General features: G+C 75.5%; 3 protein-coding genes. All 3 read left to right on the top strand.

The features are described from left to right. The first annotated feature begins 64 nt into the window (after positions 1–64). The 3 genes from CCZ36_RS27520 (at position 65) to CCZ36_RS27530 (ending at position 16925) form a co-directional block, all read left to right on the top strand. Entirely contained in the window at positions 65–1048 is a 984-nt protein-coding gene (locus CCZ36_RS27520; protein ID WP_069738998.1) for a nucleotide disphospho-sugar-binding domain-containing protein, read from the top strand. A gap of 79 nt (positions 1049–1127) precedes the next feature. After that, the gene (locus CCZ36_RS36550; RefSeq protein ID WP_443069849.1) at positions 1128–5996 is read left to right on the top strand and encodes a type I polyketide synthase; all 4869 of its coding nucleotides are present in this window, start codon (positions 1128–1130) and stop codon (positions 5994–5996) included. Between the two features lie 90 nt (positions 5997–6086). Next, positions 6087–16925 carry a type I polyketide synthase gene (locus CCZ36_RS27530; protein ID WP_128818786.1) on the top strand — a complete coding sequence of 3613 codons (10839 nt, stop codon included), beginning with the start codon at positions 6087–6089 and terminating at the stop codon, positions 16923–16925. Positions 16926–16928: the final 3 nt, after the last annotated feature.

Here is a 16928-nt window from a genome sequence, read left to right on the forward strand (position 1 = left end):
ACCCGGACCCGACCGCCACCCACCGCTCCGCACCTCACACACCCGATTCCCTGGAGGGGCTTCCATGCGCGTACTGCTCGTCGCGCCGCCTTCGGACGCACGACTGCACAGCCTGGTGCCACTCGGGTGGGCCCTGCGCACCACAGGGCACGAGGTGCAGATCGCCGGCCGGGCGTCCTGTACCGAAGCCATCACCCTGACCGGATTCGTCGCCGTGCCCGTCGGCGACGGCGAGGACGGCCCGGCCCTCGACGCGGCCTCGGACGTGGCGGGCCTGGTGGCCTACGCGTCCTTCTGGCGGCCCGAGTTGGTCATCTGGGACACCATGGCGCCCGCCGGAGCGGAGGCCGCACGCGCCGTCGGTGCGGCGAGCGTGCGGCTGAAGGGCCCGCACGACCGGCGCACCGGGCCCGGCGGCGGATCCGGTGCCGCCGCGGAGTGCCACGCCACGCTGGACTGTCTGCCGCCGTCCCTGCGCGAGCCCGACGGCACCGACCCGCTGGGCGTACGCCACATCCCCTACGGCGGCCCCGCCGTGCTGCCCCCCTGGCTGAACCGGAAGCCGCGCAGACGCCGGGTGCACCTGGCGTCCGGGGTGCCCGACGCGGCGCTCGCGGGGGTATTCGGCGCGGCGGGCGGTGTGGACGTCGAGATGGTCTGCGAGCTGGCGGAGGGGCGCATCCCGGAGGGCACCGTACTGCCCGCCCACGTACGCCTCTTCGCGTCCGTGCCGCTGCACAGCCTGCTCTCCTCGTGCACCGCGGTGGTGCACGGCGGCGGCACCCCGGACGTCATGGCGGCGCTCGTCCACGGGCTGCCGCAGCTCGCGATCGGGGACACCGGCGGCACCGGCCCCGCCGCACGGCTCGCGGAGCGCGGAGCGGGCCTGCTCGTGGCGCCCGGAGAGGTGACGGCGGCCATGCTGGAGAGGCTGGCCGGAGATCCCGACCTGGCGAAGCGGGCCATGGAACTGCGGGACGAGATCACCGCGATGCCCAGCCCGCGCGAGATCGTTCCCGAACTGGTGACCATCGCGGCACACCGCTGATCACACCGCCGGCACACCGTGCCGCACGACCGACACAGACCTCTCGTGAACGGGGCCCGCGATGGCGAACGAGGACAAGCTGCGCGCATATCTCAAGCGCGCGACCGCCGATCTTCAGCAGGCGAAGGCGCAGCTGCGCGAGGTGGAGGAGCGGAGCCGCGAACCGATCGCGATCGTCGGGATGAGCTGCCGCTACCCGGGTGGCGTCAGCACGCCCGAGGACCTGTGGGAGCTGGTCGCCGAAGGCCGCGACGCCATCGGCGACTTCCCGGCGGACCGGGGGTGGGACCTCGACGCCCTCTACCACCCGGAACCCGAGCAGCCCGGCAAGAGCTATGTGCGCAACGGCGGATTCCTCTACGACGCCGCCGAGTTCGACGCCGCCTTCTTCGGGATCAGCCCGCGCGACGCCCGGGGCACGGACCCGCAGCAGCGCCTGCTCCTCGAAGCCTCCTGGGAGGCGGTCGAACGCGCCGGAATGGCCCCGGAGTCCCTGCGCGGCAGCCTCACGGGCGTCTTCGCCGGGGTCATGTACCACGACTACGACGCGGGCGCCCCCGGCGGCAGCCTCGTCTCCGGCCAGGTCGCGTACAACCTCGGTCTCGAAGGGCCCGCCGTCTCCGTCGACACGGCGTGCTCCTCCTCCCTCGTCGCCGTGCACCTCGCCGCCCAGGCCCTCCGGCGCGGCGACTGCACGCTGGCGCTGGCGGGCGGCGTCGCCGTGATGAGCACCCCGGAGATATTCGTCGACTTCAGCAGACGGCGCGGACTCGCCCCCGACGGCCGGTGCAAGCCCTTCTCCGACGACGCCGACGGAACGTCCTGGGCCGAAGGGGTCGGCGTCCTCGTGCTGGAACGGCTGTCCGACGCACGGCGCCTGGGCCACCGGGTGCTCGGCGTCGTCCGCGGCTCCGCCGTCAACCAGGACGGCGCCAGCAACGGCATGACCGCCCCCAACGGCCCCGCCCAGGTGAAGGTCATCAAGCGGGCCCTCGCCGACGCGGGCCTCCTCCCCTCCGACATCGACGCCGTCGAGGCGCACGGCACCGGCACCACCCTCGGCGACCCCATCGAGGCACAGGCCCTCCTCGCCACCTACGGGGCGGCACGCGACGCCGAACAGCCGCTCTGGCTCGGCTCCGTCAAGTCCAACCTCGGCCACCCGCAGGCCGCAGCCGGTATCGCGGGCATCGCCAAACTGCTGCTCGCGATGGAGCACGGACAGCTCCCGCCGACCCTGCACGTCAGCGAGCCCACCCGGCACGTCGACTGGTCCTCGGGCACCGTCCGGCTGCTGACCGGACCCGTCGACTGGAAGCCGGGCGGGCGCCCGCGCCGCGCCGCCGTCTCCGCCTTCGGCCTCAGCGGCACGAACGCGCACATCGTGCTGGAGGAGCCGCCGGCCGACACCGGTCAGGACGCGCCGACGGACCCGGCGCCCCGGCCCCGCTCCGGCTCCGTACCGCTGGTGCTCTCCGGCCGGACCGAGGACGCGCTCCGCGCCGGGGCCCGCCGGCTCGCGGGCCGCACCGGGGCCGCCGGCGAGGCCGGCCACCCCGCCGACATCGGCCACTCCCTGGTCGCCTCCCGCTCGGCCTTCGAGCACCGGGCGGTCGTGATCGGTGACGCCGCCGACCCCGCCGGACTCACGGACGCGCTGCGCTCCCTGGCCCAGGGCCGGTCGGAGCCCGGCGTGGTGACCGGCCGGGCGGACCTGCACGGAAAGACCGTCTTCGTCTTTCCCGGACAGGGCTCCCAGTGGGCCGGCATGGCCACCGAACTGCTCGACCGGTCCGAGGTGTTCGCGCAGCGCCTGGCCGCGTGCGAGCAGGCGCTGGGCGCCTTCACCGACTGGCGCGTCACGGACGTGCTGCGCGGCGCGGAAGGGGCGCCGCCCGCCGACCGCGTGGACGTGGTGCAGTCGACGCTGTGGGCCGTGATGGTGTCCCTGGCCGCGGTGTGGCGCGCCCATGGGGTCGAACCCGACGTGGTGATCGGCCACTCGCAGGGCGAGATCGCCGCGGCGTGCGTCGCGGGCGCGCTGTCCCTCGACGACGGCGCGCGCGTCGTGGCGCTGCGCAGCAGGGCCATCGCGGAGGACCTGGACAGCCGGGGCGGCATGATGGCCGTCGGGCTGCCGGCCGAGCGGGCTGCCGAACGCGCCGCCCGCTGGGACGGCCGGATCTCCGTCGCGGCCGACAACGGCGCCGTGTCGTCGGTCCTCTCCGGCGACGGCGAGGCGCTCGACGCGCTCGGCGAGGAACTGCGGGGCGAGGGCGTACGAGCCAAGCGGGTCCCCGTGAACTACGCCTCGCACTCCGCGCACGTCGACGCGCTCCGGGAACGGCTGCTGCGCGACCTGGCACCCCTGGCCCCCCGCGAGGGCGAGGTCCCGATGCTGTCGACCGTCACGGGCACCTGGCTCACCGGCACCGAACTGGACGCCGCCTACTGGTTCGACAACCTGCGGCACCGGGTGCGGTTCGCCCCCGTCGTCGGCACGCTCGCCACCTCGGGACACACCGCGTTCGTGGAGGTCAGCCCGCACCCCGTCCTCACCATGAGCATCCAGGAGACCGTGGAGGACCTGGACGCGGCGGCGGTCGTCACCGGCACGCTGCGCCGCGACGAGGGCGGCCCCCGGCGCTTCCTGCGGTCCCTCGCCGAGCAGTACGTACGAGGCACCGGCTGCGACTGGTCGGTGTGCTACCCGGACGCCCGCCTCGTCGACGTACCCACCTACCCCTTCCAGCGGAACCACTACTGGGAACGCCCGGGAGCGGGCCCGGCCACCGAGGCCCCGCCCGGCGCCGCGGCGGACGAGAGCGGCTTCTGGGCGGACGTCGAACGCGACGACGCCGAAGCGCTCGCCGCCCGGCTCGACGTCGGCGCCGAGCGGCTGCGCGACATCGTCCCGGCCCTCTCGGCCTGGCGACGCGACCGGCTCACGGACGCGGCGGTGGACGCCTGGCGCTACCGCGTCACCTGGTCGCCGCTGCCCGGCGGCCCGTTCGCCGGCCTCACCGGCGCCTGGCTCCTCGTCACACCGCCGGACGCACCCCGCGCCAAGGCCGTCGCCGAGGCGCTCACGGTCCACGGCGCGACCCTCGTCACCGTCGAGACCGACGGCGCGGACCGGGCGGAGCTCGCGGACCGGCTGCGCGCCGTGCCGGAGTGCCGCGACGCCACGGGGGTGCTGTCGCTGCTGGCCGACGGAACACCCGGGTACGCCGACGGCCCGGCGCTCCCCGACGCCGGGCCGACACTCGTCCTTCTCCAGGCCCTCCAGGACATCGGGGCCCGGGGCCTCCTCTGGTGCGTGACGTCGGACGCCGTCGCCGTCCACGGCACGGAGGACGTCGACCCCGGCGCCGCCTCGCTGTGGGGCCTGGGCACCGTCCTCGCGCTGGACCACCCCGAGGCCTGGGGCGGCATGATCGACCTGGCCGACGCCGACGACGACGCCGTACGGGAGCGGCTGTGCCGCGTCCTCTCCGGGGCCCCGGGCGAGGACCAGGTCGCGGTGCGCCGGACGGGCGCGTTCGCGAAGCGGCTGGTGCGCGCACCGCTCGGCGGCGGGCCGGGCGGCTCGTGGCGACCGCGTGGGACCGTGCTCATCACGGGAGGCACCGGGGCGATCGGCGCGCACGTGGCCCGCCGACTCGCCCGCGAGGGCGCCGAACGCCTCGTCCTCACCAGCCGCCGCGGCCCCGAGGCCCCCGGCGCCGCGGAGCTGCGGGCGGACCTCGCCGAACTGGGCGCCGAGGTGCTGATCGAGGCCTGCGACCTGTCCGACGCCGAGGCCGTACGGGAGCTCGTGGCACGGATCGACGCCCTGCCCGGAGACCGGCCGCTGACCGCCGTGCTGCACGCGGCGGGCGTCCTCACCGAGGAACCGCCCCTGCCGGACCTGACACCGGAAGCCTTCGCCGACGCCGTCGCCGCCAAGGAGGCCGGCGCGATCGCCCTCGACGCCGCGCTCGGCGGACGGGAGCTGGACGCCTTCGTGCTCTTCTCCTCCGGGGCCGCCGTCTGGGGCACCTCCGGACAGCCCGCCTACGCCGTGGGCAACGCCTGCCTCGACGGCCTCGCCCAGTGGCGCCGGGCCCGCGGCCTGACGGCGACGTCGGTCGCCTGGGGCCCGTGGGGCGGCGGCGGCATGGTCGGCGAGGACAGCGCCGCGCACCTGCGCCGCCTCGGCCTGGCCGGGATGGACCCCGAACGCGCGGTGCAGGCCCTCGCGCTCGCGCTGGACCACGACGAGAGCCACCTGGTGGTCGCCGACATCGACTGGGAGACGTTCGTCCCCGTCTACACGCTCACCCGCGGCCGCCCCCTCCTGCGCGAACTCTCCGAGGCACGGCGTGCATCGGGGGAGCGGGACGGCGGCGAGCCGGAGCCGGGCGGCCGGCCGGACGACGGCGGCTTCGCGGAGAGCCTCGCCAAGCTCACCGAACCCGAGCAGCGGCGGCGGCTGCTGGATCTCGTCCGCACCCACGTGGCCGTCGTCCTCGGACACGACAGCACCTCCGCCGTCGAACCGGCCCGCGCCTTCAAGGAGGTCGGCTTCGACTCCGTCACCGCCGTCGACCTGCGCAACAGGCTCGGCTCGGCGTGCGGCGTACGGCTCCCCACGACGGTCGTCTTCGACCACGTCAGCCCCCAGGCGCTCGCCGGGCATCTGTGGACGCTGCTCTGCCAGGGAGAGGACGGCGCGCTCGCGGCCCAGCCGCTCACCGTCGAACTCGACCGGCTGGAGGCCCGCGTCGCGGGTCTCACCCGCGACGAGATCGAACGCACCCGGGTCACGGCCCGGCTCCAGGCCCTGGTCGCGAAATTGACCGAGACGCTCGCCGGGGGCCAGGACACCGCCGCGCGGGACCGCCTGGAGACGGCGACGGCCGACGACCTCTTCGACCTGATCGACAACGAACTCGGCGCGGCATGACCGGGCACCGGCCACGCGGAACGAACGAGCGGCATGACCGGGCCCCGGCCACGCGGAACGAACGAGCAGACGGACGGACACGAGGCGCAGATGGCTAACGAAGAGAAGCTCGTCGACTACCTCAAGCGGGTGACGGCGACTCTGCAGGAGACCCGCGAACGGCTGCGCGAACGGGAGTCGGCCGATCGGGAGCCCATCGCGATCGTGTCGATGGGCTGCCGCTACCCCGGTGACGTCCGTACGCCCGAGGACCTGTGGCAACTGGTGGCAGACGGCACGGACGCCATCGGGCCGTTCCCCGGCGACCGCGACTGGGACCGGGTGGCCTTCGAGACCGACCCGGACGACCCCGACGCCGGCACGGTGACCGAGGGCGGCTTCCTCGCCGGGGCCGGTGACTTCGACGCGGCGTTCTTCGGCATCTCGCCGCGCGAGGCGCTGGCGCTCGACCCGCAGCAGCGGATCGCCCTCGAACTCGCCTGGGAGACCGTCGAACGGGCGGGCATCGCACCGCATTCCCTCCAGGGGACGCCCGTCGGCGTGTTCCTCGGCAGCGGCAGCCAGGACTACTACGACGGGGTCGCGCCCGCGCGGATGGCCGAGGTCGCCGACGACTACCTGAGCACCGGGACGGCGGGCTCCGTCATCTCCGGAAGGATCGCCTACGCGCTCGGACTCGAGGGCCCGGCCGTCACCGTCGACACCGCCTGCTCGTCCTCCCTGGTCGCGCTCCACCTCGCGGCCCAGGCCCTGCGGAACCTGGACTGCTCGCTCGCGCTGGCCGGCGGCGTGATGGTGATGGCCACACCGTCACCCTTCCAGGCGTTCAGCAAGCAGCGCGGGCTCGCCCCCGACGGCCGGTGCAAGGCGTTCTCCGACGACGCGGACGGCACCGGCTGGTCCGAGGGCGCGGGCCTGCTGCTCCTGGAGCGGCTGTCCGACGCCCGCCGCAACGGCCACCCCGTCCTGGCCGTCATCCGCGGCTCGGCCATCAACTCCGACGGCGCCTCCAACGGCCTCACCGCCCCCAACGGCCTCTCGCAGCAGCGCGTCATACGGCAGGCGCTCACGAACGCGGGGCTCTCCCCGGCCGACATCGACGCGGTGGAGGGCCACGGCACCGGGACCACGCTCGGCGACCCGATCGAGGCCCAGGCGCTGCTCGCGACCTACGGCGCCAACCGCTCGCCGGAGCGGCCGCTGTGGCTCGGCTCCGTCAAGTCGAACATCGGTCACGCGCAGGCCGCGGCCGGTGTCAGCGGCGTCATCAAGATGGTCCACGCCCTGCGGCACGGCCTGCTGCCGAAGACGCTCCATGTGTCGAAGCCCACCGAGGAGGTCGACTGGGCCGCCGGGGGGGTACGCCTGCTCCGGGAACCCCAGGAGTGGGTGCGCGGCGACGGCCCGCGCCGCGCCGGGGTGTCCTCCTTCGGCGTCAGCGGGACGAACGCCCACGTCATCCTGGAAGAGGCGGAGGAGACGCCCGCCCCGCACACCGTGCGGGACGCACCCGACGACGCCCCGGCGGAGCGGGGGACCACCCTTCCCGACGCACCGTCATGGCCCGCCGGCCTCCCCGTGCCGCTGCCCCTCTCCGGTCTGACCCCGGCCGCGCTGCGCGCACAGGCCGCGCGACTGGCCCCGGTGGCCGACAGCGGCGCGAGCGCGCTCGACCTCGGGTTCTCGCTCGCCACGACCCGTTCGCCGCTCCAGCAGCGCGCGGTCGTCCTCGCCGAGGACGCGGAAACGGCCGCCCGCGCCCTCGGCGCCCTCGCGGACGGCGACACCCCGCCCGGCACGCACCTCGGAGCCGTGCGGCACGGACAGACCGCCTTCCTGTTCTCCGGACAGGGATCCCAGCGGGCCGGTATGGGCCGCGAACTGTACGGCCGCTTCCCGGTGTTCGCCCGGGCGCTGGACGAGGTGTGCGCCGTCTTCGACAGCCACGGCCCGGGCCGCGCGCTGCGCGACGTGATCTTCGACGAGCCGGAGCTCCTCGACCGGACGGGATGGGCCCAGCCCGCACTGTTCGCGGTCGAGGTCGCGCTGTTCCGGCTGCTCGGATCCTGGGGCGTCACCCCCGGTCTGCTGTTCGGCCACTCCATCGGCGAACTGGTCGCCGCCCACGTCGCCGGAGTGCTGTCGCTCCAGGACGCCTGCGCCCTCGTCGCCGCGCGCGGCCGGCTCATGGAGGCGCTGCCCGAGGGCGGAGCGATGGCCGCCGTCGACGCGACGGAGGAGGAGGTACGCCCCCTGCTGAACGACCGCGTGGACCTGGCCGCCGTCAACGGGCCCTCCTCGGTGGTCGTCTCGGGCGACGCGGAGGGGGTGCTGGCCGTCACCGCGCACTTCGACGCCGAGGGGCGCAGAACCAAGCGGCTGCGGGTCTCGCACGCCTTCCACTCCGGCCACATGGACGCGATGCTGGAGGAGTTCGCGGAAGTGGCCCGCGGCCTCACCTACGCGCCGCCCGCCATCCCGCTCGTCTCCGACGTGACCGGGCAGCCCGCCACGGCCGAGGAGCTGTGCGACCCGGCCTACTGGGTACGCCACGTACGCCGGACCGTCCGCTTCCACGACGGCGTACGGAGCCTGGAGGCCGCCGGAGCCACCCGGTTCGTGGAGATCGGCCCGGACGGCACGCTCACCGCCACCGTCCGCGCCTGCCTGACAACCGGCGGGGACACCGCCGTAGCGGTGCCGCTGCTGCGCCGGGACCGGCCCGAACCCGAGGCACTGCTCCACGCCCTCGCCCGGCTCCACGTCAGCGGTGTCGACCCGGACTGGGCCGCCGTGTTCGCGGGGTCCGGCGCCCGGCGGATCCCGCTGCCGACGTACCCGTTCCAGCACCGGCGCTACTGGCTCGACGGGCGCACCCCGCTGGACGCCCTGGGCTCGGCCGGGCTGCGCGCCTTCGGACACCCGCTGCTCGGCGCCGCCGTCACCGTCGCGGGGACGGACGGCGCGGTGCTGACGGGGCGGCTGTCCGCCGCGCAGCAGCCCTGGCTCGCCGACCATGTCGTCGGCGGGAATGTGCTCCTTCCCGGAACGGCCTTCGTGGAACTGGCGGTTCAGGCGGGCGACCAGGTCGGCTGCGGCCGGATCGAGGAACTGACCCTGAGCGGCCCGCTCGTGCTGCCGCCCGACGGGTCGGTGCGCGTCCAGGTGGCCGTCGGCGAGGCCGACGGCTCGGGGCGCCGGAGTTTCACCGTGCACGCGGCTCCCGAACAGCCCGGCGCCGAGGCGGACCAGGAGCCGTGGACCCAGCACGCCTCCGGAACCGTCACGCCCGCCTCCGCCCGGGCGGACGGACCGGGAGGTCTGGAGGTGTGGCCGCCCGAGGGCGCGCGGGAGGTGGCGCTGGACGGGCTGTACGAGGACTTCGCCGGGACCGGGCTGGACTACGGGCCGGTGTTCCGTTCGCTGCACGCGGCCTGGCGCAAGGGCGACGACGTCTACGCCGAGGTGCGCCTGCCCCAGGACGCGGCCCACGGCGCCGAGCGGTTCGGGCTGCACCCGGCGGCGCTGGACGCGGCGACGCACGCGCTGCGCGCGGCGGGCGGCGACGACCCCGAGTCGGGCGGCGCGGGGCTCGTACCGTTCTCCTGGTCCGGTGTCGAACTGCACGCGAGCGGTGCCACGGTGCTGCGCGTACGGTTCACTCCCACCGCTCCGAGGACCTTCCACGTCACCGTCGCGGACGCGGCGGGCGGCCTCGTCGCGACCGTCGAGGCGAACGCCTTCCGGCCCTTCGACCCCTCCGGAACGCGCTCCGCCGATGCACGGCACCCGCTGTACCGGCTGGACTGGCGCCCCCTGCCCGCCGCACCCGACGGCGAACGCACCGTCACCACGGCCGAGTTCGAAGCCGTCGACCTGGCGGGCCCGGAGCTACCCGGCCTCGTGGTGCTGCGCTGCGAGCCTGCCGACAGCACCGGCGCCGACGCGGTACGGGACGCGGCACACCGCGCGCTGGAGGCTCTCCAGGCCTGGCTGGCCGCCGACTCGACGGCCGGCTCCACCCTGGCCGTGGTCACCCGTGGGGCCGTCGCCGTCGGCGACGAGCCGGTGGCCGACCCGGCGGGCGCCGCCGTGTGGGGCCTGGTCCGCTCGGCGCAGGCCGAACACCCGGGCCGCTTCGTGCTGCTGGACGAGGAGAAGGACGAGGGAAGGGCCGGGGAGAAGGACGGCGAAACGGGCCGGGAAGCCGACGGCGCGGCCGGTGACGGGGCGAACGCCCGGCGCGGGCCCGCCCCGCTCTCCCCGGCGGCCCTCGCCGCCCTCTCCCACGCGGAGCCGCAGATCGTCCTGCGCGACGGTGTGCCGCACGCCGGCCGGCTGGTGCGCACCGCGCCGGTCCCCGACGCCGTGGACCGGCCGCTCGGCGGCGCGGACGGCCGGGGCACGGTCCTGATCACCGGTGCCTCCGGCGCGCTCGGCGGCGTGCTCGCGCGGCACCTGGTCACCGCACACGGCGTACGGCACCTGCTGCTGCTGAGCAGGGGCGGGGCGGAGCCGCTCGCCGAGCTGACGGCCGAGCTGACCGCCCTCGGCGCGCACGTCCTGGCCCCCGCCTGCGACGTGGCGGACCGCGCCGCGCTCGCCGCGGCACTCGCACAGGTCCCCGGGCAGCATCCGCTGACAGCGGTGGTGCACGCGGCCGGTGTGCTGGACGACGGGCTGGTCACCTCGCTCACCCCGGACCGGGTGGACGCGGTGCTGCGCCCGAAGGCCGAGGGCGCGCTGCACCTGCACGAGCTGACCGAAGGCATGGACCTCGCCGCGTTCGTGCTGTTCTCCTCGGTCTCCGGGGTGCTCGGCGCGCCCGGCCAGGCCAACTACGCGGCCGCCAACGCCTTCCTCGACGCGCTCGCCGCCCACCGCGCCGCGCTCGGCCTGCCGGCCAAGTCGCTGGCCTGGGGACTGTGGGGCCAGGTGGCCGGCATGGGCGGCAGGCTGGAGGGCGCCGACATGTCCCGGCACGCCCGTGGCGGTCTGCTGCCGCTGACCACCGAGCAGGGGCTCGCCCTGTTCGACGCGTCACTCGGGACGCCGGGCGCCGCCGACGTCGCCGTCCGGCTCGACCTCGGCGCCCTGCGGACCGCCCCCGCCGAGACCCACCCGGCGCTGCGCGGCCTCGTGGGCGGCGGTGCCCGCCGGTCCGCCGCGGGCGCGACGGGCCAGGACAAAACGGCCACGACGTTCGCCGAACGGCTCGCGGGTCTGCCGGACGGCGAGCACCACACCGCCGTGGCCGCACTGGTACGCGCGCACACCGCCGCCGTACTGGACTACGCGTCGGCCGAAGAGATCGACGCCGACCTGGAGTTCCACCGGCTCGGCTTCGACTCCCTCACCGCGATCGAGCTGCGCAACGCACTCGACTCGGCGACCGGGCTGCGGCTTCCCGCCACCCTGATCTTCGACCACCCCACCCCCACCGCGCTCGCCGCCCACCTGCTGGACGCGCTCACCGGCACGGGCACCGGGGCCACGGCTGCCCCCACGGCCGCTCGCGCGGCGGACGACGACCCCATCGCCCTCGTCGGCCTCGCGTGCCGCCTCCCCGGCGGCGTCACCTCGCCCGAGGACCTGTGGCGGCTGCTCACCGAGGAGGGAAGCGGCATCGGTGACTTCCCCGCCGACCGCGGGTGGGACATCGACGGACTGTACGACCCCCGGGGCGGCAGGCCCGGATCCAGTTACGTCCGGGAGGGCGGATTCCTCTACGACGCGGGCGACTTCGACCCCGGGTTCTTCGGCATCGCGCCCAAGGAGGCGCCGATGATCGACCCGCAGCAGCGGCTCCTCCTGGAAGCCTCCTGGGAGGCGCTGGAGCGGTCCGGGATCGACCCGCGCTCGCTGAAGGGCAGCCGTACGGGCGTCTACGTGGGCGTGCAGTACCACGACTACGCGGGCGCGGCCAGCTCCGGTTCGATGGTCACCGGACGGGTCGCGTACACCCTCGGTCTCGCGGGCCCCGCCGTCAGTGTGGACACCGCCTGCTCCTCGTCCCTGGTGGCCCTGCACCTCGCGGCCCGGGCGCTGCGCGCGGGCGAGTGCTCGCTCGCGCTCGCGGGCGGGGCCGCCGTAATGGCGACACCCGACTCGTTCGTCGAGTTCAGCCGCCAGCAGGGCCTCGCGTCCGACGGCCGGTGCAAGGCCTTCTCCGCCGACGCCGATGGGACCGCCTGGTCGGAGGGGGTGGGCCTGATCGTTCTGGAGCGCCTGTCCGACGCCCGTGCGGCCGGCCACCCGGTGCTCGCCGTCCTGCGCGGCAGCGCCGTCAACCAGGACGGTGCGTCGAACGGGCTGACCGCCCCCAACGGTCCCGCGCAGCAGCGCGTCATCCGGGAGGCACTGGCCGACGCCGGACTGACCCCGGCCGACGTCGACGCGGTCGAAGCCCACGGCACCGGGACCAGGCTCGGCGACCCGATCGAGGCGCAGGCGCTGATGGCGACCTACGGGCAGGACCTGCCCGAGGACCGGCCGCTGCTCATCGGCTCCGTGAAGTCCAACATCGGGCACACCCAGGCCGCCGCGGGCGCCGCGGGCATCATCAAGATGGTGATGGCCCTGCGCCACGGTGAACTGCCGAAGACCCTGCACGTGAGCGAACCCTCCACCGAGGTCGACTGGTCCGCCGGGAACGTCCGGCTGCTGACGGAATCCCGGCCGTGGGAGCCTGCCGGCCGCCCGCGTCGGGCGGGGATCTCGTCGTTCGGCGTCAGCGGCACCAACGCCCACCTCATCATCGAGGAACCGCCGCGGGAGGAACGCGTCCCGGCGGCCGACGAGCCGGAGGAGTCCGACGCCGGCCGGCCGGCCGTCCCCTGGCTGCTGTCCGGACGCAGCCGGGCGGCGCTCGCGGCCCAGGCCGAACAACTGCTGTCGTACCTCGACGAGGACCCCGACCGCGACCTCGCCGACATCGGCTACTCCCTCGCGACCTCACGCGCCGCGCTGGAGTGCCGCGCCGTGGTCGTCGGCCGCCGCCATCCGGAGTTCCTGCGCGGGCTGATGGCCCTGGTCGACGGCGAGGAGGCGCCGGGCGTCGCCGAGGGCCTCGCCCGCGGCCGGGGCCGGCTGGGTTTCCTGTTCTCCGGGCAGGGCTCCCAGTGGGCGGGTATGGGACGCGAACTCCACCGTTCCTACCCGGCGTTCGCGGCCGCGCTGGACGATGTGTGCGCGGCACTGGACGCGCGGCTCGACCGGCCGCTGCGCGATGTGATGTGGGCGGAGCCGGGCACCCCGGAGGCGGAGCTCCTAAACGGGACCGGCTACACCCAGCCGGGCCTCTTCGCCGTGGGCGTGGCCCTGTTCAGGCTGCTGGAGTCCTGGGGGGTCACCCCCGACGTCGTCGCCGGGCACTCCATCGGCGAGCTGGCCGCGGCGCACGTCGCCGGGGTACTGAGCCTGGACGACGCCTGCACGCTCGTCGCCGCCCGGGGCGGGCTCATGCAGGCGCTCCCCGAGGGCGGCGCGATGGTCGCGGTCGCCGCCTCCGAGGAGCGGGTGCGCGCCGCGCTCGTGGACGGAGTGGACATCGCCGCCGTGAACGGGCCGGAATCCGTGGTGATCTCGGGCGACGCCACCGCGGTGGCCGCCGTCGCGGAACGCTTCGACCGTACGAAGCGGCTGCGTGTCTCACACGCCTTCCACTCGGCCCTCATGGAGCCGATGCTCCAGGAGTTCGCCGCCGTCGCAGGGGAGTTGACCTACGCGGAGCCGCGTATCCCGGTGGTGTCCACGGTCACGGGCGCACGCGTCGGCGAGGAGTTGCGCACCCCGGACCACTGGGTACGTCAGGTGCGCAGCCCCGTCCGCTTCCACGACGCGGTGCTCGCCATGGAATCGCTGGGCGTGACCCGGTTCATGGAGCTGGGCCCCGGCGGCACACTCGCCGCACTCGTCCGGGAGACGCTGGACGACCGTGTCGAGGACGCCGTGGCGACCCCGCTGCTGCGGAAGGGCCAGGCGGAGCCCACGTCGGTGCTCACGGCGCTGGGAACCCTGCACAACAGCGGTGGGTCCGTCGACTGGCGGGCCGTCCTCGGCCGCCGGACCCTCGTCGAGCTGCCCACCTACCCCTTCCAGCGGCAGCGGTACTGGGTGGAGACGGCCGCCGGCTCCGGTCCCGAGGAGCATCCGCTGCTCGGGACGGCGACGGAACTCGCCGACGCCGAGGGACTGTTGCTCACGGGACGCGTCTCCCTGGGCACGCATCCGTGGCTCGCCGACCACGTGGTCGGCGGAGCCGCGCTGTTCCCGGGCACCGGTTTCGTGGAGATGGCGATCCAGGCGGGCGACCGGACCGGATGCCCCCGCCTGGAGGAACTGACCATCGAGGCACCGCTCGTGGTGCCCCGGAAGGCAGGCGTACGCGTCCAGCTGGCCGTGGCGGCGCCCGACGGAACCGGCATCCGGCGGTTCACCGTGCACGCACGCCCCGAGGACGCGGACGGTCACGCGCCGTGGACCCGCCACGCCACCGGAGCGCTGGCACCGGGCACCGCGCGGGCCGCCTTCGATCTCACGGCCTGGCCGCCGGCCCGCGCCGAACAGGTGCCGCTCGACGGCCTGTACGCGGACCTCGCCCGCCAGGGCATGGCCTACGGGCCCGCCTTCCAGGGGCTGCGCGCCGTCTGGAAGCGGGACGGCGAGGCCTTCGCCGAGGTGGGCCTGGCGCACGCGGAGCAGGCCGACGCCGACCGGTTCGGGGTCCACCCGGCGCTGCTCGACGCCGTGCTGCACGCCATCGGGTTCAGCGCCGCCGCCGCCGACGAGCCGGTGCTGCCGTTCGCCTGGGAGGGCGTCGACCTGTACGCCGTCTCCACGACGTCCGTGCGGGTGCGGGTACGTCCGGTGGGCAGCGGTTCCGTCTCCATCGACGTGGCCGACACCTCGGGGCAGCCCGTGCTGTCGGTCGGCACGCTGCTGCTGCGTCCGCTGTCGGCGGCGACCGTGCGGGCCGAGCCCGTACCCCGGGCGGCCGACACGCTGTTCAGGATCGAGTGGCGGAAGACCGCCGCCGAACCGGCCGAGGACACCAGGGGCTGGCACGTCCTGGGCGACGGACACCCGGCACTGGCGCGGGAGCTCGGTGCCGTCGCGGCCGACGGCCTCGCCGGGGTGGCGGACGACGGAGTGGTCCTCGTGCCCTCCGGCGGTGCGGACGGCACCCCGGAGGCGACGCACCGCGAGGTGCACCGCGTCCTCGGCGTCCTCCAGGCCTGGCTGGCCGACGAGCGGTTCGCCAAGGGCCGGCTCGTCGTCGTCACCAGGGGAGCCGTCGCCTGCGGGAGCGGGGAGGAGCCGCGCGACCTGGCGGGCGCCGCGGTGTCCGGACTGGTGCGCTCGGCGCAGGCCGAACACCCGGACCGCATCGTTCTCGTGGACCTGCCGGCCGACGACGGCGACCGGGCGTCCCTGGCGGTGCTGCCCGCCGCGGTGGCGTCCGGTGAGCCGCAGGTCGCCCTGCGCGGGGGATCGGTACTCGCGCCCCGGATGGCCGGGGCGGGCGCGGCGCCCACGGGCGATGTCGCCTGGGGCGCCGACGGGACCGTCCTGATCACCGGAGCCGGTGGCGCGCTCGGCGGCGCGGTAGCCCGGCACCTGGCCGGCCGGCACGGCGTCGGACACCTGCTGCTGGCCGGCCGCCGGGGCGGCGACGCGCCCGGCGCCGACGAGCTGCGCAGGGAGCTGGAAGCGCTCGGAGCCGAGGTCTCCACCGTCGCCTGCGACGTCGCGGACCGGGAGTCCGTGGCCGCGCTGCTGGCAGCCGTCCCCGAGGACCGGCCGCTGCGGGGCATCGTCCACACGGCCGGCGTACTCGACGACGGTGTGCTCTCCTCGCTCACCCCGGACCGGGTGGACGCGGTGCTGCGTCCCAAGGTCGACGGCGCGCTGCACCTGCACGAGCTGACCGAGGGCATGGACCTCGCCGCGTTCGTGCTGTTCTCCTCGGCCGCGGGCGTGCTCGGCTCACCCGGCCAGGGGAGCTACGCGGCGGGCAACGCGTTCCTCGACGCGCTGGCGGCACGCCGCCGGGCCGCGGGGCTGGCCGGTACCTCCCTGGCCTGGGGACGATGGGAGACCGCGACGGGCGGCGGCATGGCGGACTCCCTGAGCGCCGCGGACGAGGCACGCCTCGCGGGCAGCGGCATCGGCTCGCTCTCCACCGAGGAGGGCCTGGCCCTGCTCGACACCTCCCGGCTGCTCGACGACCCGCTGCTCCTGCCGATCCGGGTGGACACCGAGGCGCTCGCGGACACGGACCCGGAGGAGCTGCCCCCGCTCTTCCGCGGCCTGGTGCGCGCCCCGGCCCGGCGGACCGCCCAGGAGGCGCCGCCGGAGACCGGCACGCTGCGCGAGCGGCTGGCCGGGATGCCCGAGCACCAGAGGATGCCCGCGCTGCTCAAGCTCGTACGCACGCACGCCGCCGGAATCCTGGGGTACTCCGGGGCCGAGGAGATCGACCCGGACCGGCCCTTCAACGAGGCGGGTTTCGACTCACTGTCCGCGATGGGCTTCCGGAACAAGCTGACCCTCGTCACGGGGCTGAAGCTGCCCGCCGGGATGATCTTCGACTACCCCAATCCGCGCGTCCTCGCGGCCTACCTCGGCGAGGCGCTCGCCCCCGAGCCCGACCCCGAGGAGGCGGACCGGGGCGGAGCCGGGGCCTTCGCCGAGCACGAGGTGCGCGAGCTGCTCGCGTCGATCCCCGTCGCCCGGCTGCGCGAGGCGGGGCTGCTGGCCGGCCTGCTGGAACTCGCGGACGCGGGGGCCGGCCGGACGGCGGGCGACGGCACGCAGAGGGACGGCGTGGAGAGGGGCAGCGCGGACGGGGAAGGCGCCACACCGTCGATCGACACGATGGACAGCGAGGCGCTGATCAACCTGGCGATCGGCGGCGCCGAGGACTGACCG

Origin of the sequence: Streptomyces sp. S063 (assembly GCF_002832675.1) — a bacterium.
Lineage (GTDB): Bacteria > Actinomycetota > Actinomycetes > Streptomycetales > Streptomycetaceae > Streptomyces > Streptomyces sindenensis.

Coding starts and splice junctions, on each gene's coding strand:
- CCZ36_RS27520 (WP_069738998.1), top strand. CDS start 65: ATGCGCGTACTGCTCGTCGCGCCGCCTTCGGACGCACGACTGCACAGC.
- CCZ36_RS27530 (WP_128818786.1), top strand. CDS start 6,087: ATGGCTAACGAAGAGAAGCTCGTCGACTACCTCAAGCGGGTGACGGCG.